This window comes from Roseomonas sp. TF40 (assembly GCF_057219975.1).
In genome coordinates this window covers 154,393-168,308 of record NZ_JBXVVR010000008.1, presented here as the reverse complement: position 1 = coordinate 168,308, position 13,916 = coordinate 154,393, and the positions used below count along the sequence as shown (strand labels likewise).

Annotated in this window: 13 protein-coding genes, 1 tRNA gene and 1 pseudogene; 13 read left to right on the top strand and 2 right to left on the bottom strand. The window is 69.6% G+C overall.

The features are described 5' to 3' along the window. Nucleotides 1–7: 7 nt before the first annotated feature. The gene (locus AC2D9U_RS20570) at nt 8–700 is read right to left on the bottom strand and encodes an MlaA family lipoprotein (RefSeq protein WP_484752409.1); all 693 of its coding nucleotides are present in this window, start codon (nt 698–700) and stop codon (nt 8–10) included. A 196-nt stretch (nt 701–896) separates the two neighbouring features. Here AC2D9U_RS20570 and clpP point away from each other — a divergent pair, with 196 nt between their 5' ends. From clpP to AC2D9U_RS20545, 5 genes are all read left to right on the top strand, one after another. Beyond that, the gene (clpP, locus tag AC2D9U_RS20565; RefSeq protein WP_484752407.1) at nt 897–1,541 is read left to right on the top strand and encodes an ATP-dependent Clp endopeptidase proteolytic subunit ClpP; all 645 of its coding nucleotides are present in this window, start codon (nt 897–899) and stop codon (nt 1,539–1,541) included. A 200-nt stretch (nt 1,542–1,741) separates the two neighbouring features. Continuing rightward, a complete protein-coding gene (clpX, locus tag AC2D9U_RS20560; RefSeq protein WP_484752405.1) occupies nt 1,742–2,998 on the top strand; it encodes an ATP-dependent Clp protease ATP-binding subunit ClpX in 1,257 nt (418 codons plus the stop codon). Nucleotides 2,999–3,152: 154 nt separating this feature from the next. Further along, nucleotides 3,153–5,585, top strand: coding sequence for an endopeptidase La (gene lon, locus AC2D9U_RS20555; RefSeq protein ID WP_484752403.1), 2,433 nt, complete (start codon nt 3,153–3,155; stop codon nt 5,583–5,585). A 269-nt stretch (nt 5,586–5,854) separates the two neighbouring features. After that, a complete protein-coding gene (locus AC2D9U_RS20550; protein ID WP_484752401.1) occupies nt 5,855–6,130 on the top strand; it encodes an HU family DNA-binding protein in 276 nt (91 codons plus the stop codon). 109 nt (nt 6,131–6,239) lie between these two features. Then, a tRNA-Val gene (locus AC2D9U_RS20545) sits at nt 6,240–6,314 on the top strand. A 146-nt stretch (nt 6,315–6,460) separates the two neighbouring features. On the opposite strand, the pseudogene AC2D9U_RS20540 reads toward AC2D9U_RS20545, so the two are convergent. Next, nucleotides 6,461–6,724 (bottom strand): annotated as a pseudogene (locus AC2D9U_RS20540) (integrase core domain-containing protein); the annotation flags it as partial. Between the two features lie 13 nt (nt 6,725–6,737). Here AC2D9U_RS20540 and AC2D9U_RS20535 point away from each other — a divergent pair. From AC2D9U_RS20535 to AC2D9U_RS20500, 8 genes are all read left to right on the top strand, one after another. Further along, nucleotides 6,738–6,968: an ATP-binding protein gene (locus tag AC2D9U_RS20535; protein ID WP_484752399.1), complete on the top strand. Its 231-nt coding sequence runs from the start codon at nt 6,738–6,740 to the stop codon at nt 6,966–6,968. 166 nt (nt 6,969–7,134) lie between these two features. Beyond that, nucleotides 7,135–7,491, top strand: coding sequence for a copper resistance CopC family protein (locus tag AC2D9U_RS20530; RefSeq protein WP_484752396.1), 357 nt, complete (start codon nt 7,135–7,137; stop codon nt 7,489–7,491). Then, nucleotides 7,488–8,396: a CopD family protein gene (locus tag AC2D9U_RS20525; protein WP_484752394.1), complete on the top strand. Its 909-nt coding sequence runs from the start codon at nt 7,488–7,490 to the stop codon at nt 8,394–8,396. Before AC2D9U_RS20530 ends, AC2D9U_RS20525 begins: the two co-directional genes overlap by 4 nt. 10 nt (nt 8,397–8,406) lie before the next feature. Continuing rightward, a complete protein-coding gene (locus tag AC2D9U_RS20520) occupies nt 8,407–8,874 on the top strand; it encodes a DUF411 domain-containing protein (protein ID WP_484752392.1) in 468 nt (155 codons plus the stop codon). A 176-nt stretch (nt 8,875–9,050) separates the two neighbouring features. Continuing rightward, nucleotides 9,051–10,175, top strand: coding sequence for an efflux RND transporter periplasmic adaptor subunit (locus tag AC2D9U_RS20515; RefSeq protein WP_484752390.1), 1,125 nt, complete (start codon nt 9,051–9,053; stop codon nt 10,173–10,175). Beyond that, nucleotides 10,172–11,305 (top strand): ABC transporter permease, encoded by a 1,134-nt coding sequence (locus AC2D9U_RS20510; protein ID WP_484752388.1) that lies wholly within the window; start codon nt 10,172–10,174, stop codon nt 11,303–11,305. The genes AC2D9U_RS20515 and AC2D9U_RS20510 overlap by 4 nt, the downstream gene beginning before the upstream one ends. 5 nt (nt 11,306–11,310) lie before the next feature. Then, nucleotides 11,311–12,012, top strand: coding sequence for an ABC transporter ATP-binding protein (locus AC2D9U_RS20505; protein WP_484752386.1), 702 nt, complete (start codon nt 11,311–11,313; stop codon nt 12,010–12,012). Between the two features lie 406 nt (nt 12,013–12,418). After that, a complete protein-coding gene (locus AC2D9U_RS20500) occupies nt 12,419–13,453 on the top strand; it encodes a D-2-hydroxyacid dehydrogenase (protein WP_484752384.1) in 1,035 nt (344 codons plus the stop codon). Nucleotides 13,454–13,916: the final 463 nt, after the last annotated feature.

Here is a 13,916-nt window from a genome sequence, read left to right as displayed (position 1 = left end):
CCGGGCCCTACTCCTCGGGCGCCCGGGCCTCCTCGGCCAGGGCGTCCTGGGGGCAGGCCGCCGCGCGGCGCTGCAGCCAGGCGCTGCGCAGCACCGCATAGGGGTCGAGCGCTTCGGCCTCCAGCCGCTGCAGGGCGGGTTCCACCCGCTCATAGCCCAGGAAGGCCTCGCCCGCCTGCAGGCCGGCGACCGGCAGCGTGCCCAGCCCCTGGGCGAGGGCGGCATTGCCGGCCAGCCCCGCCGCCGCGTCCCGCAGCGTCGAGGGGCCGAGCAGCGGCAGCATCAGGAAGGGGCCACTTGGGATGCCCCAGGCGCAGGCAGCATCGCCCGGCGTCATCCGCCGCACCTCCCAGCCCCGTTCGGCGGCCGCATCCCGCCAGCCGCCCAGGCCGAGCGTAGTGTTGATGCCGAAGCGCGCCAGCGCATGGCCCGCAAGGCCCATCTCGCCGGCGGCCAGCCCGCTGAGCGCCGTCAACGGCTCCCCCAGATTGCCGACCGCGAGGCCGATCCCGGCCCGCGCGCCCGGCGGCACATGGCTGCGCCAGAGCCGCGCCAGCGGCGACAGGGCATGGCTGCGCGCGGCCGCGTTGAAGGCGTGGACCTGGCGATTCACCCGTTCCCACGGGTCGGTCGCGGTGTCGGCCGCGGCGGGGCGACCCAGCAGCGCGGCCAGCGTGAGCGGGAGAAGCAGGCTTCGCATGCAGCACCTTCTACCGTGCCGGGGGATGGCTGGCGATGCCGGCCGAAAAGAGCCGGGCCGGGGGGGGGCTTTGCGCCCGCCCGCGGTTTCCCCACATTAACCGCAACCGGGTAGAGTCGCCGGGGGCCGTGACGGCTCCGGCAGCCCCACCCAACCAGGCGCCGGCGCCCTCCGGGCCGGCAGGAAAGGACTGACCATGCGGGACCGCGATCCGGTCGAAGTGCTGAACAACTCGCTGGTGCCGATGGTCGTCGAACAGACGGCGCGCGGCGAGCGGGCCTATGACATCTATTCGCGCCTGCTGAAGGAGCGGATCATCTTCCTCACCGGGCCGATCTACGACCAGGTGGCCTCGCTGATCTGCGCCCAGCTCCTGTTCCTGGAAAGCGAGAACCCGAACAAGGACATCGCCTTCTACATCAACAGCCCCGGCGGCGTGGTGACGGCCGGCCTCGCGATGTACGACACGATGCAGTACATCCGCAGCCCCGTCTCGACCGTGTGCATCGGCATGGCGGCGTCTGCCGGTTCGCTGCTGCTGATGGCGGGTGCGAAGGGCAAGCGCTTCGCCCTGCCGAACAGCCAGGTGATGATCCACCAGCCCTCCGGCGGCGCCCAGGGCCAGGCCACCGACATCGAGATCCAGGCGCGCGAGATCATCAAGACCCGCGCCCGGCTGAATGCGCTCTACGCCCACCACACCGGCCAGGCGATCGACGAGATCGAGCGCCGGATGGAACGCGACACCTACATGAGCGCCGAGGAAGCCCGCGCCTTCGGGCTGATCGACGAGGTGGTGCAGCAGCGGCCGGTGCCGCCGGCCGACGCGGCGAAGAGCTGATCGGCCCCTCTCCGCGCCGCCTCGGGGCATGTGAACGCCGCGTTCCCGCGGTGTTCGCGCCTCGTTCCTTGCGCGTTCGATGCTTTCCCCGGCGAGAACACGGGGCTACACTGACCCTTCAACCGCCCCCCGCGTGGGGGGTGGCGGTCCTGTCCTGCCGCAGCCGCGGCCGGGCCCGGCCGTAGACTTTCGGAGCGCGCATGAGCAAGTCCGGTGACTCGAAGAACACCCTGTACTGCTCGTTCTGCGGCAAATCGCAGCACGAGGTCCGCAAGCTCATTGCCGGGCCCACCGTGTTCATCTGCGACGAGTGCGTCGAACTGTGCATGGACATCATCCGTGAGGAGCACAAGACGCACCTCGTGAAGTCGCGCGACGGCGTGCCGACGCCGCGCGAGATCTGCAAGGTGCTCGACGACTACGTCATCGGCCAGGACCACGCGAAGAAGGTGCTCTCGGTCGCGGTGCACAACCACTACAAGCGGCTCGCCCATGGCGGGAAGTCGGGCGAGGTGGAGATCGCGAAGTCCAACATCATGCTGGTCGGGCCCACCGGCTCGGGCAAGACGCTGCTGGCGCAGACGCTCGCGCGCATCCTCGACGTCCCCTTCACGATGGCGGATGCGACGACGCTGACCGAGGCCGGCTATGTCGGCGAGGATGTGGAGAACATCATCCTCAAGCTGCTGCAGGCGGCCGACTACAATGTGGAGCGCGCGCAGCGCGGCATCGTCTACATCGACGAGGTCGACAAGATCTCCCGCAAGTCGGACAACCCCTCGATCACCCGCGACGTGTCCGGTGAGGGCGTGCAGCAGGCGCTGCTCAAGATCATGGAAGGCACCGTCGCCTCCGTGCCGCCGCAGGGCGGGCGGAAGCATCCGCAGCAGGAATTCCTGCAGGTGGACACGACGAACATCCTGTTCATCTGCGGCGGCGCCTTCGCGGGGCTCGAGAAGATCATCGGCGCGCGCGGCAAGGGCTCGGGCATGGGCTTCGGCGCCGAGGTCCGCGCCCCGGATGAGCGCCGCACCGGCGCCATCCTGCGCGAGGTCGAGCCCGAGGATCTGCTGAAATTCGGCCTGATCCCCGAATTCATCGGCCGCCTGCCGGTGGTGGCCACGCTCGAGGACCTGGACGAGAAGGCGCTGATCGAGATCCTGACCAAGCCGAAGAACGCGCTGGTCAAGCAGTACCAGCGCCTGTTCGAGATGGAGGGAGCGAAGCTCACCTTCACCGAGGATGCGATGAAGTCGGTGGCCACCCGCGCCATCCAGCGCCGCACCGGCGCGCGCGGCCTGCGCTCGATCATGGAGAGCATCCTGCTCGGCACCATGTTCGACCTGCCGGGCCTCGAGGATGTCGAGGAGGTGGTGGTGAACCGCGAGGTCGCGGAAGGCCGCGCCAGCCCGCTCTTCATCTATGGCGAGCGCAAGGCCGAACAGTCGAGTGCCTGAACTGCCGGGTCCCCGCCGCTTGCGGCTGCCTCACGGGGACCCATCTGTGTGACAACCCCGTGGCGACGGGGCCCGTGCCGATAACCGGGGCTGCCCATGCGGGGCGTCGCACCGGGGGCGGGTTCCGCGCCGACTGTCCCAAGTGAGGTCCGACATGGCGGCTTCCCCCCAATCCACCCCGGCTCCGCTGCGCGGCGACGTGCTGCCCGTGCTGCCGCTGCGCGACATCGTGGTCTTCCCCCACATGATCGTCCCGCTCTTCGTCGGGCGCGAGAAATCCGTCCGCGCCCTGGAAGCGGTGATGCGCGAGGACAAGCAGATCCTGCTCGTCGCGCAGAAGAACGCGGCGCAGGATGATCCCGGAATCGACGATCTCTATCAGGTCGGCACCGTCTCCACGGTGCTGCAGCTGCTCAAGCTGCCCGACGGCACGGTGAAGGTGCTGGTCGAGGGCGGCAAGCGCGCCTCTATCGCCGCCTACAAGGGCACCGATCCCTATTTCGAGGCCTTCATCACCCCCGCCGCCGAACCCGCCCCCACCGAGGGGCGGGAGCAGGAGGCGCTGGCCCGCACCGTGGTCGCGCAGTTCGAGCAGTACATCAAGCTCAACAAGAAGATCGCGCCCGAGGTGCTGGTCTCGATCAACCAGATCGAGGAACCCTCCAAGCTCGCCGACACGGTGGCGAGCCACCTCAACCTCAAGATCTCCGAGAAGCAGGAACTGCTTGAGATTCCGGGTGTGGGCGCGCGGCTCGAACGCGTCTTCGCGCATATGGAATCCGAGATCGGCGTCCTGCAGGTGGAAAAGCGCATCCGCAACCGCGTGAAGCGGCAGATGGAGAAGACGCAGCGCGAATACTACCTGAACGAGCAGCTCAAGGCGATCCAGAAGGAACTCGGCGAGGGCGAGGAGGGCAAGGACGAGACGGCGGAGATCGAGAAGAAGATCAAGGCCACCAAGCTCTCCAAGGAAGCGCGCGAGAAGGCGCTGCAGGAGCTCAAGAAGCTCAAGACCATGTCGCCCATGTCCGCCGAGGCGACGGTGGTGCGCAACTACCTCGACTGGATCCTGACGATCCCGTGGAAGAAGAAGACCAAGATCCGCAACGACATCGTCGCGGCCGAGAAGGTGCTCGACGCCGACCACTACGGCCTTGAGAAGATCAAGGAGCGGATCATCGAGTACCTGGCGGTGCAAAGCCGCAGCCCGAAGATCCGCGGGCCCATCCTCTGCCTGGTCGGCCCCCCCGGCGTGGGCAAGACCTCGCTCGGCAAGTCGATCGCGAAGGCGACGGGGCGCAACTTCGTGCGCATGTCGCTCGGCGGCGTGCGCGATGAGGCCGAGGTGCGCGGCCACCGCCGCACCTATATCGGCTCCATGCCCGGCAAGGTCGTGCAGGGGATGAAGAAGGCCAAGTCCTCCAACCCGCTCTTCCTGCTCGATGAGATCGACAAGCTGGGCGCGGATTGGCGGGGCGATCCCTCTTCCGCGCTGCTCGAGGTGCTGGACCCCGAGCAGAACGCGACCTTCAACGACCACTACCTGGAGGTCGATTACGACCTCTCGGACGTGATGTTCGTGACCACCGCGAATTCGCTGCGCATGCCCCAGCCCCTGCTGGACCGCATGGAGATCATCCGCATCCCCGGCTACACCGAGGATGAGAAGGTCGAGATCGCGAAGCGCCACCTGATCCCGAAGGTGAGCGAGGCGAATGGCCTCAAGGCCGGCGAGTGGAGCATCTCGGACGAGGCGCTGCGCGACATGGTGCGCTACCACACGCGCGAGGCCGGCGTGCGCAACCTCGAGCGCGAGCTCGCCGGCATCGCCCGCAAGGCGGTGAAGGAGATCGTCTCGAAGAAGTCGAAGAAGGTGCAGGTCACCGTCAAGAATCTTGAGAAATTCGCCGGCGTGCGGAAGTTCCGCTACGGCGAGGCCGAGGCCGAGGACATGGTGGGTGTCGTCACCGGCTTGGCCTGGACCGAGGTGGGCGGGGAGATCCTGACGATCGAGAGCGTGGTCGTGCCCGGCAAGGGGGCGACCAAGACCACCGGCAAGCTTGGCGACGTGATGCAGGAGAGCGTGAGCGCGGCGATGAGCTATGTGCGCTCGCGCGCGCCCTCCTTCGGTCTCAAGCCCACGCTGTTCGAGAAGCGCGACATCCATGTGCATGTGCCCGAAGGGGCGACGCCGAAGGATGGGCCTTCGGCCGGCATCGCGATGGCGACCTCCATCGTCTCGGTGCTCACCGGCATCCCGGTGCGCCGGGATGTGGCGATGACGGGCGAGATCACGCTGCGCGGGCGCGTGCTGCCGATCGGCGGGCTGAAGGAGAAGCTGTTGGCCGCGCTGCGCGCCGGCGTGACCACCGTCTTCATCCCCAAGGACAATGAGAAGGACCTGGCCGAGATCCCCGACACGGTGAAGAAGGGCCTGACCATCCTGCCCGTGAGCCATGTCGATGAGGTGATCTCGAAGGCACTGGCCCGCCCGCCCGAGCCCATCACCTGGGAGGAGCCGGTCGACCCGCCGGCCGCCGCCGCCAGCGGCGCCGTGCCGGATGCCTCGGGCGTGCGCCCGCACTGAACAGCCCCGTTGGGGTGGAAGGGCGCGGTCCTGCGGGGCCGCGCCTTTCCTTTTTTGAGGCAGCGCCACGGCTTTTGGCGCGAGGCGCGCGCAAGGGCACGGCGCGGGCGGCCTTGGCCGTGGCGCCGGGTCAAAACTGGCGGTTATCCGCCACGAATCCTGGGGGTGGGCGTTGACGATGCGAAAACCCCCTGCCTAGTGTGGCGTCAGGGCCGCACGGAGTCGGGCGGCCATGAAGGCCCGTCACAGCAACCCAAAGGGGGGTTTCCATGAACAAGCAGGATCTGGTGGCCGTTGTCGCCGAAGCCGGCGATATGCCGAAGGCGAAGGCCGGCGACGTGCTCGACGCCGTGTTCGCCGCCATCACGAAGGCGCTGTCGAAGAAGGGCGGCGAAGTTCGCCTCGTCGGCTTCGGCACCTTCTCCACCTCCAAGCGCAAGGCCGGCAAGGGCCGCAACCCGCGCACGGGCGAGGAGATCAAGATCCCCGCCTCGACCAGCGTGCGCTTCAAGGCCGGCAAGGGCCTGAAGGACGCCGTGAACTGAGCCTTCGCGACAGCGAAGCGCGTGAGAGGGGCCGGCCCGCAGGGGCGGCCCCTTTTTCATGCGCGCGGCTCTTGGCGCACCGCGCCCGACGCGATAGGCCACGCATTCGGGGCGCTTAGCTCAGCGGTAGAGCGCCTGTCTTACACACAGGTGGTCGGCGGTTCGATCCCGTCAGCGCCCACCATCTAACGCACTGAAAAATAACGACCCCGCATTGCGCCCTCATGCGCATCCAAAACCACCGGAACATGCGCGCACGCAACGGGCGGAATCCGGCGAAATCAGGTTGATTCGCCCTGACCAACCCCATCGAGCGGTCCGGGCGGAATTTTAGTGGGCCATCGCCGCCGCGCCTGCTCCTGAGCTGATTTGCGACCTGGCCATTGGCACCGTCTCTGGGGTGGGCGGGCGGTATCCCAGCGACGAGCGCGGCCGGACCCGGTTGTAGTGCCGGCGCCATTCCTCGATCAGCACCTGCGCTTCCTTGAGCGTGTTGAACACCTCGCTATTCAGCAGCTCATCGCGCAGCTTGCCATTGAAGGATTCGACGTACCCATTCTCCCAGGGACTGGCCTTCTCGATGTAGGCGGTCCGGGAGGCGGGGCCGATGCTTGCCGTCGAGGTCGCGGATGCGGGGGGCGGTATCGCTGCGGCCGACCGTGGCCGGGCCCTTGCCCCCTTCGTGGAGCCCGACCCCGCGCGTGGCGGCTCGGGCGTGGGGCTGGGACTCGCGATCGCGCAGCGCTCTGCCCAGGCCAGCCACGGCCGCCTGGAACTGGCCGCGGCAGAGCAAGGCGGATTGCTCGTACGCCTGCTGCTGCCGCGGGACGGGGGCTGAACCAGCCCATCGCTTGACCTTGCCCTGGGGGAAGGTCCGATCGTGCCGGCGATTCGGAGAGGTCGAAGCCCATGGTTCGGATTGCCATTGCCAACATGACCTGCGGCGGCTGCGCGAAGGGTGTGGCCGCCACGCTGCAGGCCATCCTGCAGCGCCTGCCGTCCCGATGAGGCGCAGGGGGATCCTGGCGATGCCGGTGCTGGCGATGGCGGCGCCCGCCGCCGCGCATTCGGAACTGCGGCGCTCGGTCCCCGCCGCTGGTGCGGTCCTCGAGGCTCCGCCCGCGCAGATCGAACTGCACTTCAATGAGCGCGTGCAACTCACGGCGCTCCGCCTGCTGCGGCCTGGCGGCGCCGAGATCCCGCTCCCGCGTCGCGCCATCCGCGAATCGCGCAGCGAGACCATCGCGCTGCCGAATCTGCCACCCGGCGAGTATCGCGCGGAGTGGCGCATCATCTCGGCCGATGGCCATCCGGTGGGCGGCGCCATCCCCTTTCGCGTCGAGGCACCTCGCAGCCCATGATCCTCGAATATCTGCAGCCTGACCCGTCCTTCCTCGACGGCCTGACTGTCGTGGTCCGCTGCCTCTACCATGTCGCGACGGTCGGGGCGGCGGGGCTGGTGTGCTTCGCCCTCGGCTTCGGCCCTCGGCTCGAGCCGCAGGAGGCGGCGGGATTGCGGCGGCTCCTGCTGGTCGCCATCGGCGCCGGGCTCTTGCTCTCGGTGGTGGCGCTGGGGTTGCGCGTCCTGGTGCTGACCGCGGGGGCCAGCGTGACGGATGCGGGCGTGTGGGGCGCGGTCATGCGCTCGCGGATTGGCGACGCCTTCTGGCTGCGCGTGGCGGGCCTCGTGCTGCTCGCGGCACTGGCCACGCGGTGGCGCCTGCGCGAGGCCGTGGCGGCCATCGGTGTGGTGCTCGCGCTCGGATCCTATGCGGCGATGGGGCACTCGATGCTCTACGCGCCCCGGCAGGAGATCGCGGTGCTGGTGGTCGTGCACCTCGCCGTCGTGGCCTTCTGGGTCGGCTCGCTGCCGCCGCTGCTCTGGGTGGCGCGCCGGCAGGACAGCGCGGCCGCGGCCGCGTTGCTCCGCGACTGGAGCCGTGCCGCCACGGGTGCCGTCATCGCGATGCTTGCCACGGGCGTGCTGCTGACCTGGTACCTGACGGTCCGGCTCGATCGCATCCTCGATGCCTGGCACGGCTGGGCCTTGGCCTGGAAGGTGGCCGCCGTGCTGCTCGCCCTTGGCCTCGCGAGTTGGAACAAGCTGCGCCACACGCCCGCGCTCGCGCGCGGGGAGGCGGGGGCGGGTGCCCGCCTCGCGGCATCGATCCGGCTCGAGATGCTCGCCGTGCTGCTCGTCTTCTACGCGGCGGCCGAGATGGTTTCCGTGCACCCGACCGACTACGGCCACCGGGTCCAGAACTGAGGAGATGCCCATGATCGCGCGCCGGTTCGTCCTCGCTGCGGCCCTCTCATCCCTTGCTGCCGCCGCGCACGCGCAGCGGAGCGGCACGGCGGAGGTGTGGCGAGACCCCTCCTGCGGCTGTTGTGCCGGGTGGGTCGCGCATCTGCGCGCGGAGGGCTTCGTGGTCACGGACCGTGTCGTGCCCCAGCTCGCGCCCTTCCGGCGGATGCTCGGCACGCCCGCCGATCTCCTGTCCTGCCATGCCGCCCGCGTGCAGGGTTGGCTGGCGATCGAGGGGCATGTGCCCGCGCTGGCGATCCGGCGTGCGCTGGCCGAGCGGCCCGCGGGCATCGTCGGTCTGGCGGTGCCTGACATGCCGATCGGGACGCCGGGGATGGAGGTGCCCGGCCGGCAGCCCGACACCTATGACGTAATCGGCTGGCGGGCCGACGGCACGCACCTGCCTTTCCTGCGCTTCCGCGGTCCGGAACCCCTGTGAGCCTGCCGCGCCGCATGGCGCCGCACGATGCGTCTCGACCGTCGCAGGTCTTCTGTTGGCATCGGGATCCTCGATCGGAGTCCCAGTGCCGATGCGCGTGATCGACCGGATGACGCAGTCCCGGCCGCGATAGGGAGATGGCGATGCGTCGTCGGCTGATCTTGATTGTGGCCGCTATGCTCCTGTTTGTCGGTGCGGCCGGCGCCTTCGGATATGTGCGGAACTGGCGCCCCCTCGATGTCGCGGTGGCGCCGTTCCAGCTTGACGTGCCGGTGACGGTGTTCGGTCTCGGCGCGATCGAGGCCCAGACGCTGTCGCGCATCGGCTTCGAAGTGCCGGGCACGCTTGTAGAACTGGCGGTGGATCATGGCGATCGCGTCGCCGCCGGGGCCGTGCTCGCGCGTCTCAACGCGACCAGCCAGCAGGCGCGGCTGGCCCGCGCCGAGGCGGCGGTGCTGTCGGCCGAGGCGGCCGCGGCCCGGGCGGATGCGCAGCGCGAGCGCGCCGAGGCGCAGTTCACGCAGAAGCAGGCGACGGCACGACGGCGGCGCGATCTCGCCAATCGTGGTGTCGGCAGCCAGGAGATTGCGGAACTGGCCGAGACCGATCTGGAACTGGCGCGCGTCGACCTGATCGTGAATCGCGCCGACGCGGCCGTGGCCCGGGCCGCGCAGGCCGAGGCGCGCGCCAATCTCGAGATGGAGCGCGCCACGCTCGAGAAGCACACGCTTCGCGCGCCCTTCGATGCCCTCGTCATCGCCCGCTCACGGGAGAGCGGGATGGCGCTCAATCCGGGGGAGGCAGTCTTCACCCTGGTCGCGCCTGAGAGCATCTGGATGCTGGCCTTCATCGATGAGGGCCGCGCCGGCGATCTCGCGCTTGGCCAGACCGGCAGGGTCACGCTGCGCAGCCGCCCGGGGCGCCCGATGGAGGCCCAGATCGTCCGCATCGGGCTCGAGGCCGATCGCGTGACCGAGGAGCGCCGCGTCTATCTGCGCTGCCGCTCCTGCCCGACCATGCCTGTGGTGGGCGAACAGGCGGAGGTGGTGATCGAGACGGCGCGTCTGCCGCGCGCGCGACTGCTGCCCGAGCAGGCGCTGCACGGCTTCGACGGCGCCGGCGGCACGGTCTGGACCATCGAGGAGGGGCGCCTGGCGCGGCGGCGGGTGAGCATCGCCGCAAGGCTGGTCGATGGTCGTGTGGCCATCACGGACGGCCTGCCGGACGATGTCGCGCTGGTGGCGCGGATCGGCACACGCTTCGCTGTCGGGCGTGCGGCGCGCGCGGCGCCGGCGCCATGAACCTCGCCCTCGCGGATATCCGGCACAGGCTGGGCCGCTTCGTGCTGACCTGCTTCGGGCTCGGGCTGCTCATGGCTGTCGCGCTGTCGATGGTGGGCATCTATCAGGGGGTGGTGACCGAGGCCCTGGCGCTGTCGCGCAGCCTGCGGGCGGATCTTTGGGTCGTGGAATCCGGCACGCGGGGCCCCTTCGCCGAAGCCTCGCGCATTCCGGGTGACGTGCGGGAAATGGTGGCCCGCCTGCCGGGCGTGGCCGAGGCCGGGGCGATCACGCTGCGCACCGCCGAGGCCCAGGCGCCGCAGGGTACCATCCGCGTGCAGGTCATCGGCTACGAGCCCGGTCGGCCGGGCGGGCCATCGGTGCTCGAAAGCGGGCGGGGGCTTGGTGGCGCGCGGTTCGAGGTCGTGGCCGATGCCCGCTCGGGCCTGCCCTTGGGTGCCACGGTGCTGCTGGGGCGCCACCTCTACCATGTGGTCGGCACCACGCGGGGGCTGGTCGCCTCGGGTGGCGACCCGCTGATCTTCATGCATCTGCGCGACAGCCAGGATCTGCAGTTCCGCCTTGCCCCCGCGGCCGCGCGGCGCGCCATCGCGGCCAATGCGGGCAGTGGGGGCACCGACACGGTGAACGCCATCATCGCCCGCCTGCACCCGGACGCGGACCCGGCCCTGGTGGCGGAGACCGCGCGGCGCTGGAAGCACCTCGCCGCGCTGACGGACCAGGAGCAGTCGAACCTGCTCACGCAATCCGTCGTGAACCGTGCGCGGCTGCAACTCGGCATGTTCACCGTCGTGCTGCTGTTCGTCTCCGCCGTGATCATCGCGCTGATCATCTACACCATGACGATGGACAAGCTGCGCGAGATCGCCACGCTGAAGCTGATTGGCGCGCCCGACAGCGCGATCGTCGGCCTGGTGCTGCAGCAGGCGCTGCTGCTGGGCGGCGTCGCCTACGGCGCGGCAGTGGCCATCGTGTTCTCCGCGCGCGACGTCTTTCCCCGCGCGGTCGCCCTCGGACCGGCGGAGGTCGCGGCGATGGCCGCCGTCATCGCCGTGATCTGCATGCTGGGCAGCCTCATCTCGATCCGCGCCGCCCTGCGGATCGAACCGCAGCAGGCGCTGGGGGGCTGAGGCGCATGGCCGGCGCGCTGGTGCAGGTCGAGAGCCTGAGCAAATCCTTCGGTGCCGGCGAGACGGCCGTCCGCGCCCTGGACCATGTCGATCTTGAGGTGGGTGCGGGCGAGGTGGTCGGGCTGAAGGGGCCCTCCGGCAGCGGCAAGTCGACGCTGCTGAACCTGATCGCCTGCATCCAGGAGCCCAGCGGCGGCAGGCTTTCCATCGGGGGGGAGGCGGTATGGGATGGGCGCTGGCGCGTGCCCGATCTGCGCCGGCTGCGGCGGGAGCGGATCGGCTTCATCTTCCAGTTCCACAACCTGCTGCCGTTCCTGAACGCCATCGACAATGTCGCGCTGGCCATGGTGCTGGATGGCGCGGAGCGCAGCGCGGCACGGGAGAGGGCGGCGGCGCTGCTCGACTACCTTCAGGTCGGCAAGCGCGCCACGGCCATGCCGGCGCGCCTGTCGGGCGGGGAAGCGCAGCGCGTTGCGATCGCTCGCGCGCTGGTCAACCGGCCGCAGGTCATCCTCGCGGACGAACCGACGGCGGCGCTCGATTCCGAGCGTGCACGGGTGGTGATGGATCTGCTGCGCCAGGTGGCGCGTGACCAGCAGGCGGCGATCCTGGTTGTGACGCATGACGAGAAGATCTTCGATCGCTTCGACCGCATGGTGGCGCTGCGCGACGGCCGAATAGAGACGGAGGTCATGCCCAAGCCGTAGCGGCGGGACGCTTGCCGCGGCTTCAAGACACGCGTCGTCTTCACGTCCAATGGCGGCTCCAGTTCCAGCCCGCTCGCGCCCTGAGGCAGCCTATGGAGGAAGTCTGGCTGCGCCGACCGCCGATTCCGTTCGATGGGATTGGGTATTGCTCCAGCTCACGCGTGACGAGTTGAGATGAGAGTGATGCGGCGCCCTCGCTGCCGCGGGGACAGCGTCGTTACTCGCCCCGCGCCCTGTCGCCCTTGCACCACCACCTGGGACGCGACCCGGTGCTGCGGCCCCCAGTGGGCGCATCGGTTTCGTTCGGGCGCGAGTGGGCTTGTGCCGATGTGACGCAGGCCATATCCACAGGGTGTCGGCGGTTCGATCCCGTCAGCGCCGACCATGCCCCGAAGGGTCGCTGTCCGTGTCGCTCGAATCCATCTTCATCTCCTCACCCCTCGAGCCCGAGCAGGTGGCGCGGATCCGCGATTTCGCGCCCGGACGGGTCGAGGTTCTCTACGCGCCGGAACTGCTGCCGCCCACGCGCTATCGCAACGACCACAAGGGCGCGCCCTTCAGCCGTGATGCCGCGCAGCGCGCGCAATGGGCGGCGATGCTGGCGCGCGCGACCATCAGCTGGGACATCCCGAGCGCCGAGGACATCGCCACCGCCACGCGCCTGCGCTGGATCCAGGGCACCTCGACAGGCATCGGCCAGTCCATCGCGCGTCTCGGGCTGGATCAGCGCGACATCGTGGTCACCACAGCGCGCGGCGTGCATGCGCGCCCGCTCGCGGAATGGGTTTTCATGGCGCTGCTCGCGCATTGGCGGGGGCTTGCGCATCTGCAGGCCGAGCAGCGCGCGCATCGCTGGACTCGCTACTGCGCCGAGGAAGTGGCGGGGCGCACGCTGGTGATCCTGGGGGCAGGGGATCTCGCGCGCGGTGCGGCGCGCCTCGCCAAGGCCTTCGACATGCAGGTCATCGCCGTGGCGCGCGACCCTGGCAAGGCGCGCGAGCATGCGGCGCTGTTCGACGAGATCCTGCCCAACACTGCCTTCCACGCTGCCCTCGGCCGGGCCGATGCCGTGCTGCTCACCGTCCCGCACACGCCCCAGACCGAGCGCATGATGGATGCCGCCGCGATCGCGGCGATGCGGCCCGGCGCGGCGCTGGTCAATATCGCGCGCGGGCAGATCGTGGACGAGGCGGCGATGATCGCGGCGTTGCGCAGCGGGCATATCGGCTTCGCCGCCCTCGACGTGGCGGAGATCGAGCCTCTGCCGCCCGAGAGCCCGCTCTGGGACATGCCGAACGTGCTGATCAGCCCACATTCCGCCAGCACCGTGGCCAGCGAGAATGCGCGCATCGTCGACATCTTCCTGGGCAACCTCGCCTGCTGGCTGGAAGGTCGGCCCGAGGCGATGCGCAACCGGCTCGACACGCGGCTGATGTACTGAAGCGGCGGCCCTTGCCTCAGTAGCGCGACATGAGCCGCAGCATCACGCGCGTCTCGTCGAGATCCGCCGCCTTGTCATGAGTCACTGCGCTGCCGAGCGCGAGGTTGCGCGCGATCGGGTCGTCGGACCCAATTCCAGATCGACTGCGCCGTCGGCTCGAACTCCTTGGCAAGCTCCTCGGGCGTTCGCCCTGATCGGACCAGCTCCACCATCTGCCGCCGGAACTCCGGCGGGTAGGGAACCCTGAATTTCGGCATCTCGGACACCTCCGTCTCAAGCCTCGGGGTGTCCACGAAACCGGGGCAACTCCAGATCCGCCGGCGGCAGCACCGCGGTGAGGGCAGGGGTCGGTCCCGGCAGGCTGTCCACGATGACGATGCGGCGCGGATCGACAAGGCCATGTGGGAGAATGCTTGGCCCGAAGGGCGTGGGGCGCAACGCTGCTCGCCAGTGGCTGCGCCCG

Excerpts from the sequence above, each read along its gene's own strand:
- clpP (WP_484752407.1), top strand. The coding sequence starts at position 897 with ATGCGGGACCGCGATCCGGTCGAAGTGCTGAACAACTCGCTGGTGCCG.
- lon (WP_484752403.1), top strand. The coding sequence starts at position 3,153 with ATGGCGGCTTCCCCCCAATCCACCCCGGCTCCGCTGCGCGGCGACGTG.
- AC2D9U_RS20515 (WP_484752390.1), top strand. The coding sequence starts at position 9,051 with ATGCTCCTGTTTGTCGGTGCGGCCGGCGCCTTCGGATATGTGCGGAAC.
- AC2D9U_RS20530 (WP_484752396.1), top strand. The coding sequence starts at position 7,135 with ATGAGGCGCAGGGGGATCCTGGCGATGCCGGTGCTGGCGATGGCGGCG.
- AC2D9U_RS20520 (WP_484752392.1), top strand. The coding sequence starts at position 8,407 with ATGATCGCGCGCCGGTTCGTCCTCGCTGCGGCCCTCTCATCCCTTGCT.
- AC2D9U_RS20570 (WP_484752409.1), bottom strand. The coding sequence starts at position 700 with ATGCGAAGCCTGCTTCTCCCGCTCACGCTGGCCGCGCTGCTGGGTCGC.
- AC2D9U_RS20525 (WP_484752394.1), top strand. The coding sequence starts at position 7,488 with ATGATCCTCGAATATCTGCAGCCTGACCCGTCCTTCCTCGACGGCCTG.
- clpX (WP_484752405.1), top strand. The coding sequence starts at position 1,742 with ATGAGCAAGTCCGGTGACTCGAAGAACACCCTGTACTGCTCGTTCTGC.
- AC2D9U_RS20505 (WP_484752386.1), top strand. The coding sequence starts at position 11,311 with ATGGCCGGCGCGCTGGTGCAGGTCGAGAGCCTGAGCAAATCCTTCGGT.
- AC2D9U_RS20535 (WP_484752399.1), top strand. The coding sequence starts at position 6,738 with ATGCTTGCCGTCGAGGTCGCGGATGCGGGGGGCGGTATCGCTGCGGCC.
- AC2D9U_RS20550 (WP_484752401.1), top strand. The coding sequence starts at position 5,855 with ATGAACAAGCAGGATCTGGTGGCCGTTGTCGCCGAAGCCGGCGATATG.
- AC2D9U_RS20510 (WP_484752388.1), top strand. The coding sequence starts at position 10,172 with ATGAACCTCGCCCTCGCGGATATCCGGCACAGGCTGGGCCGCTTCGTG.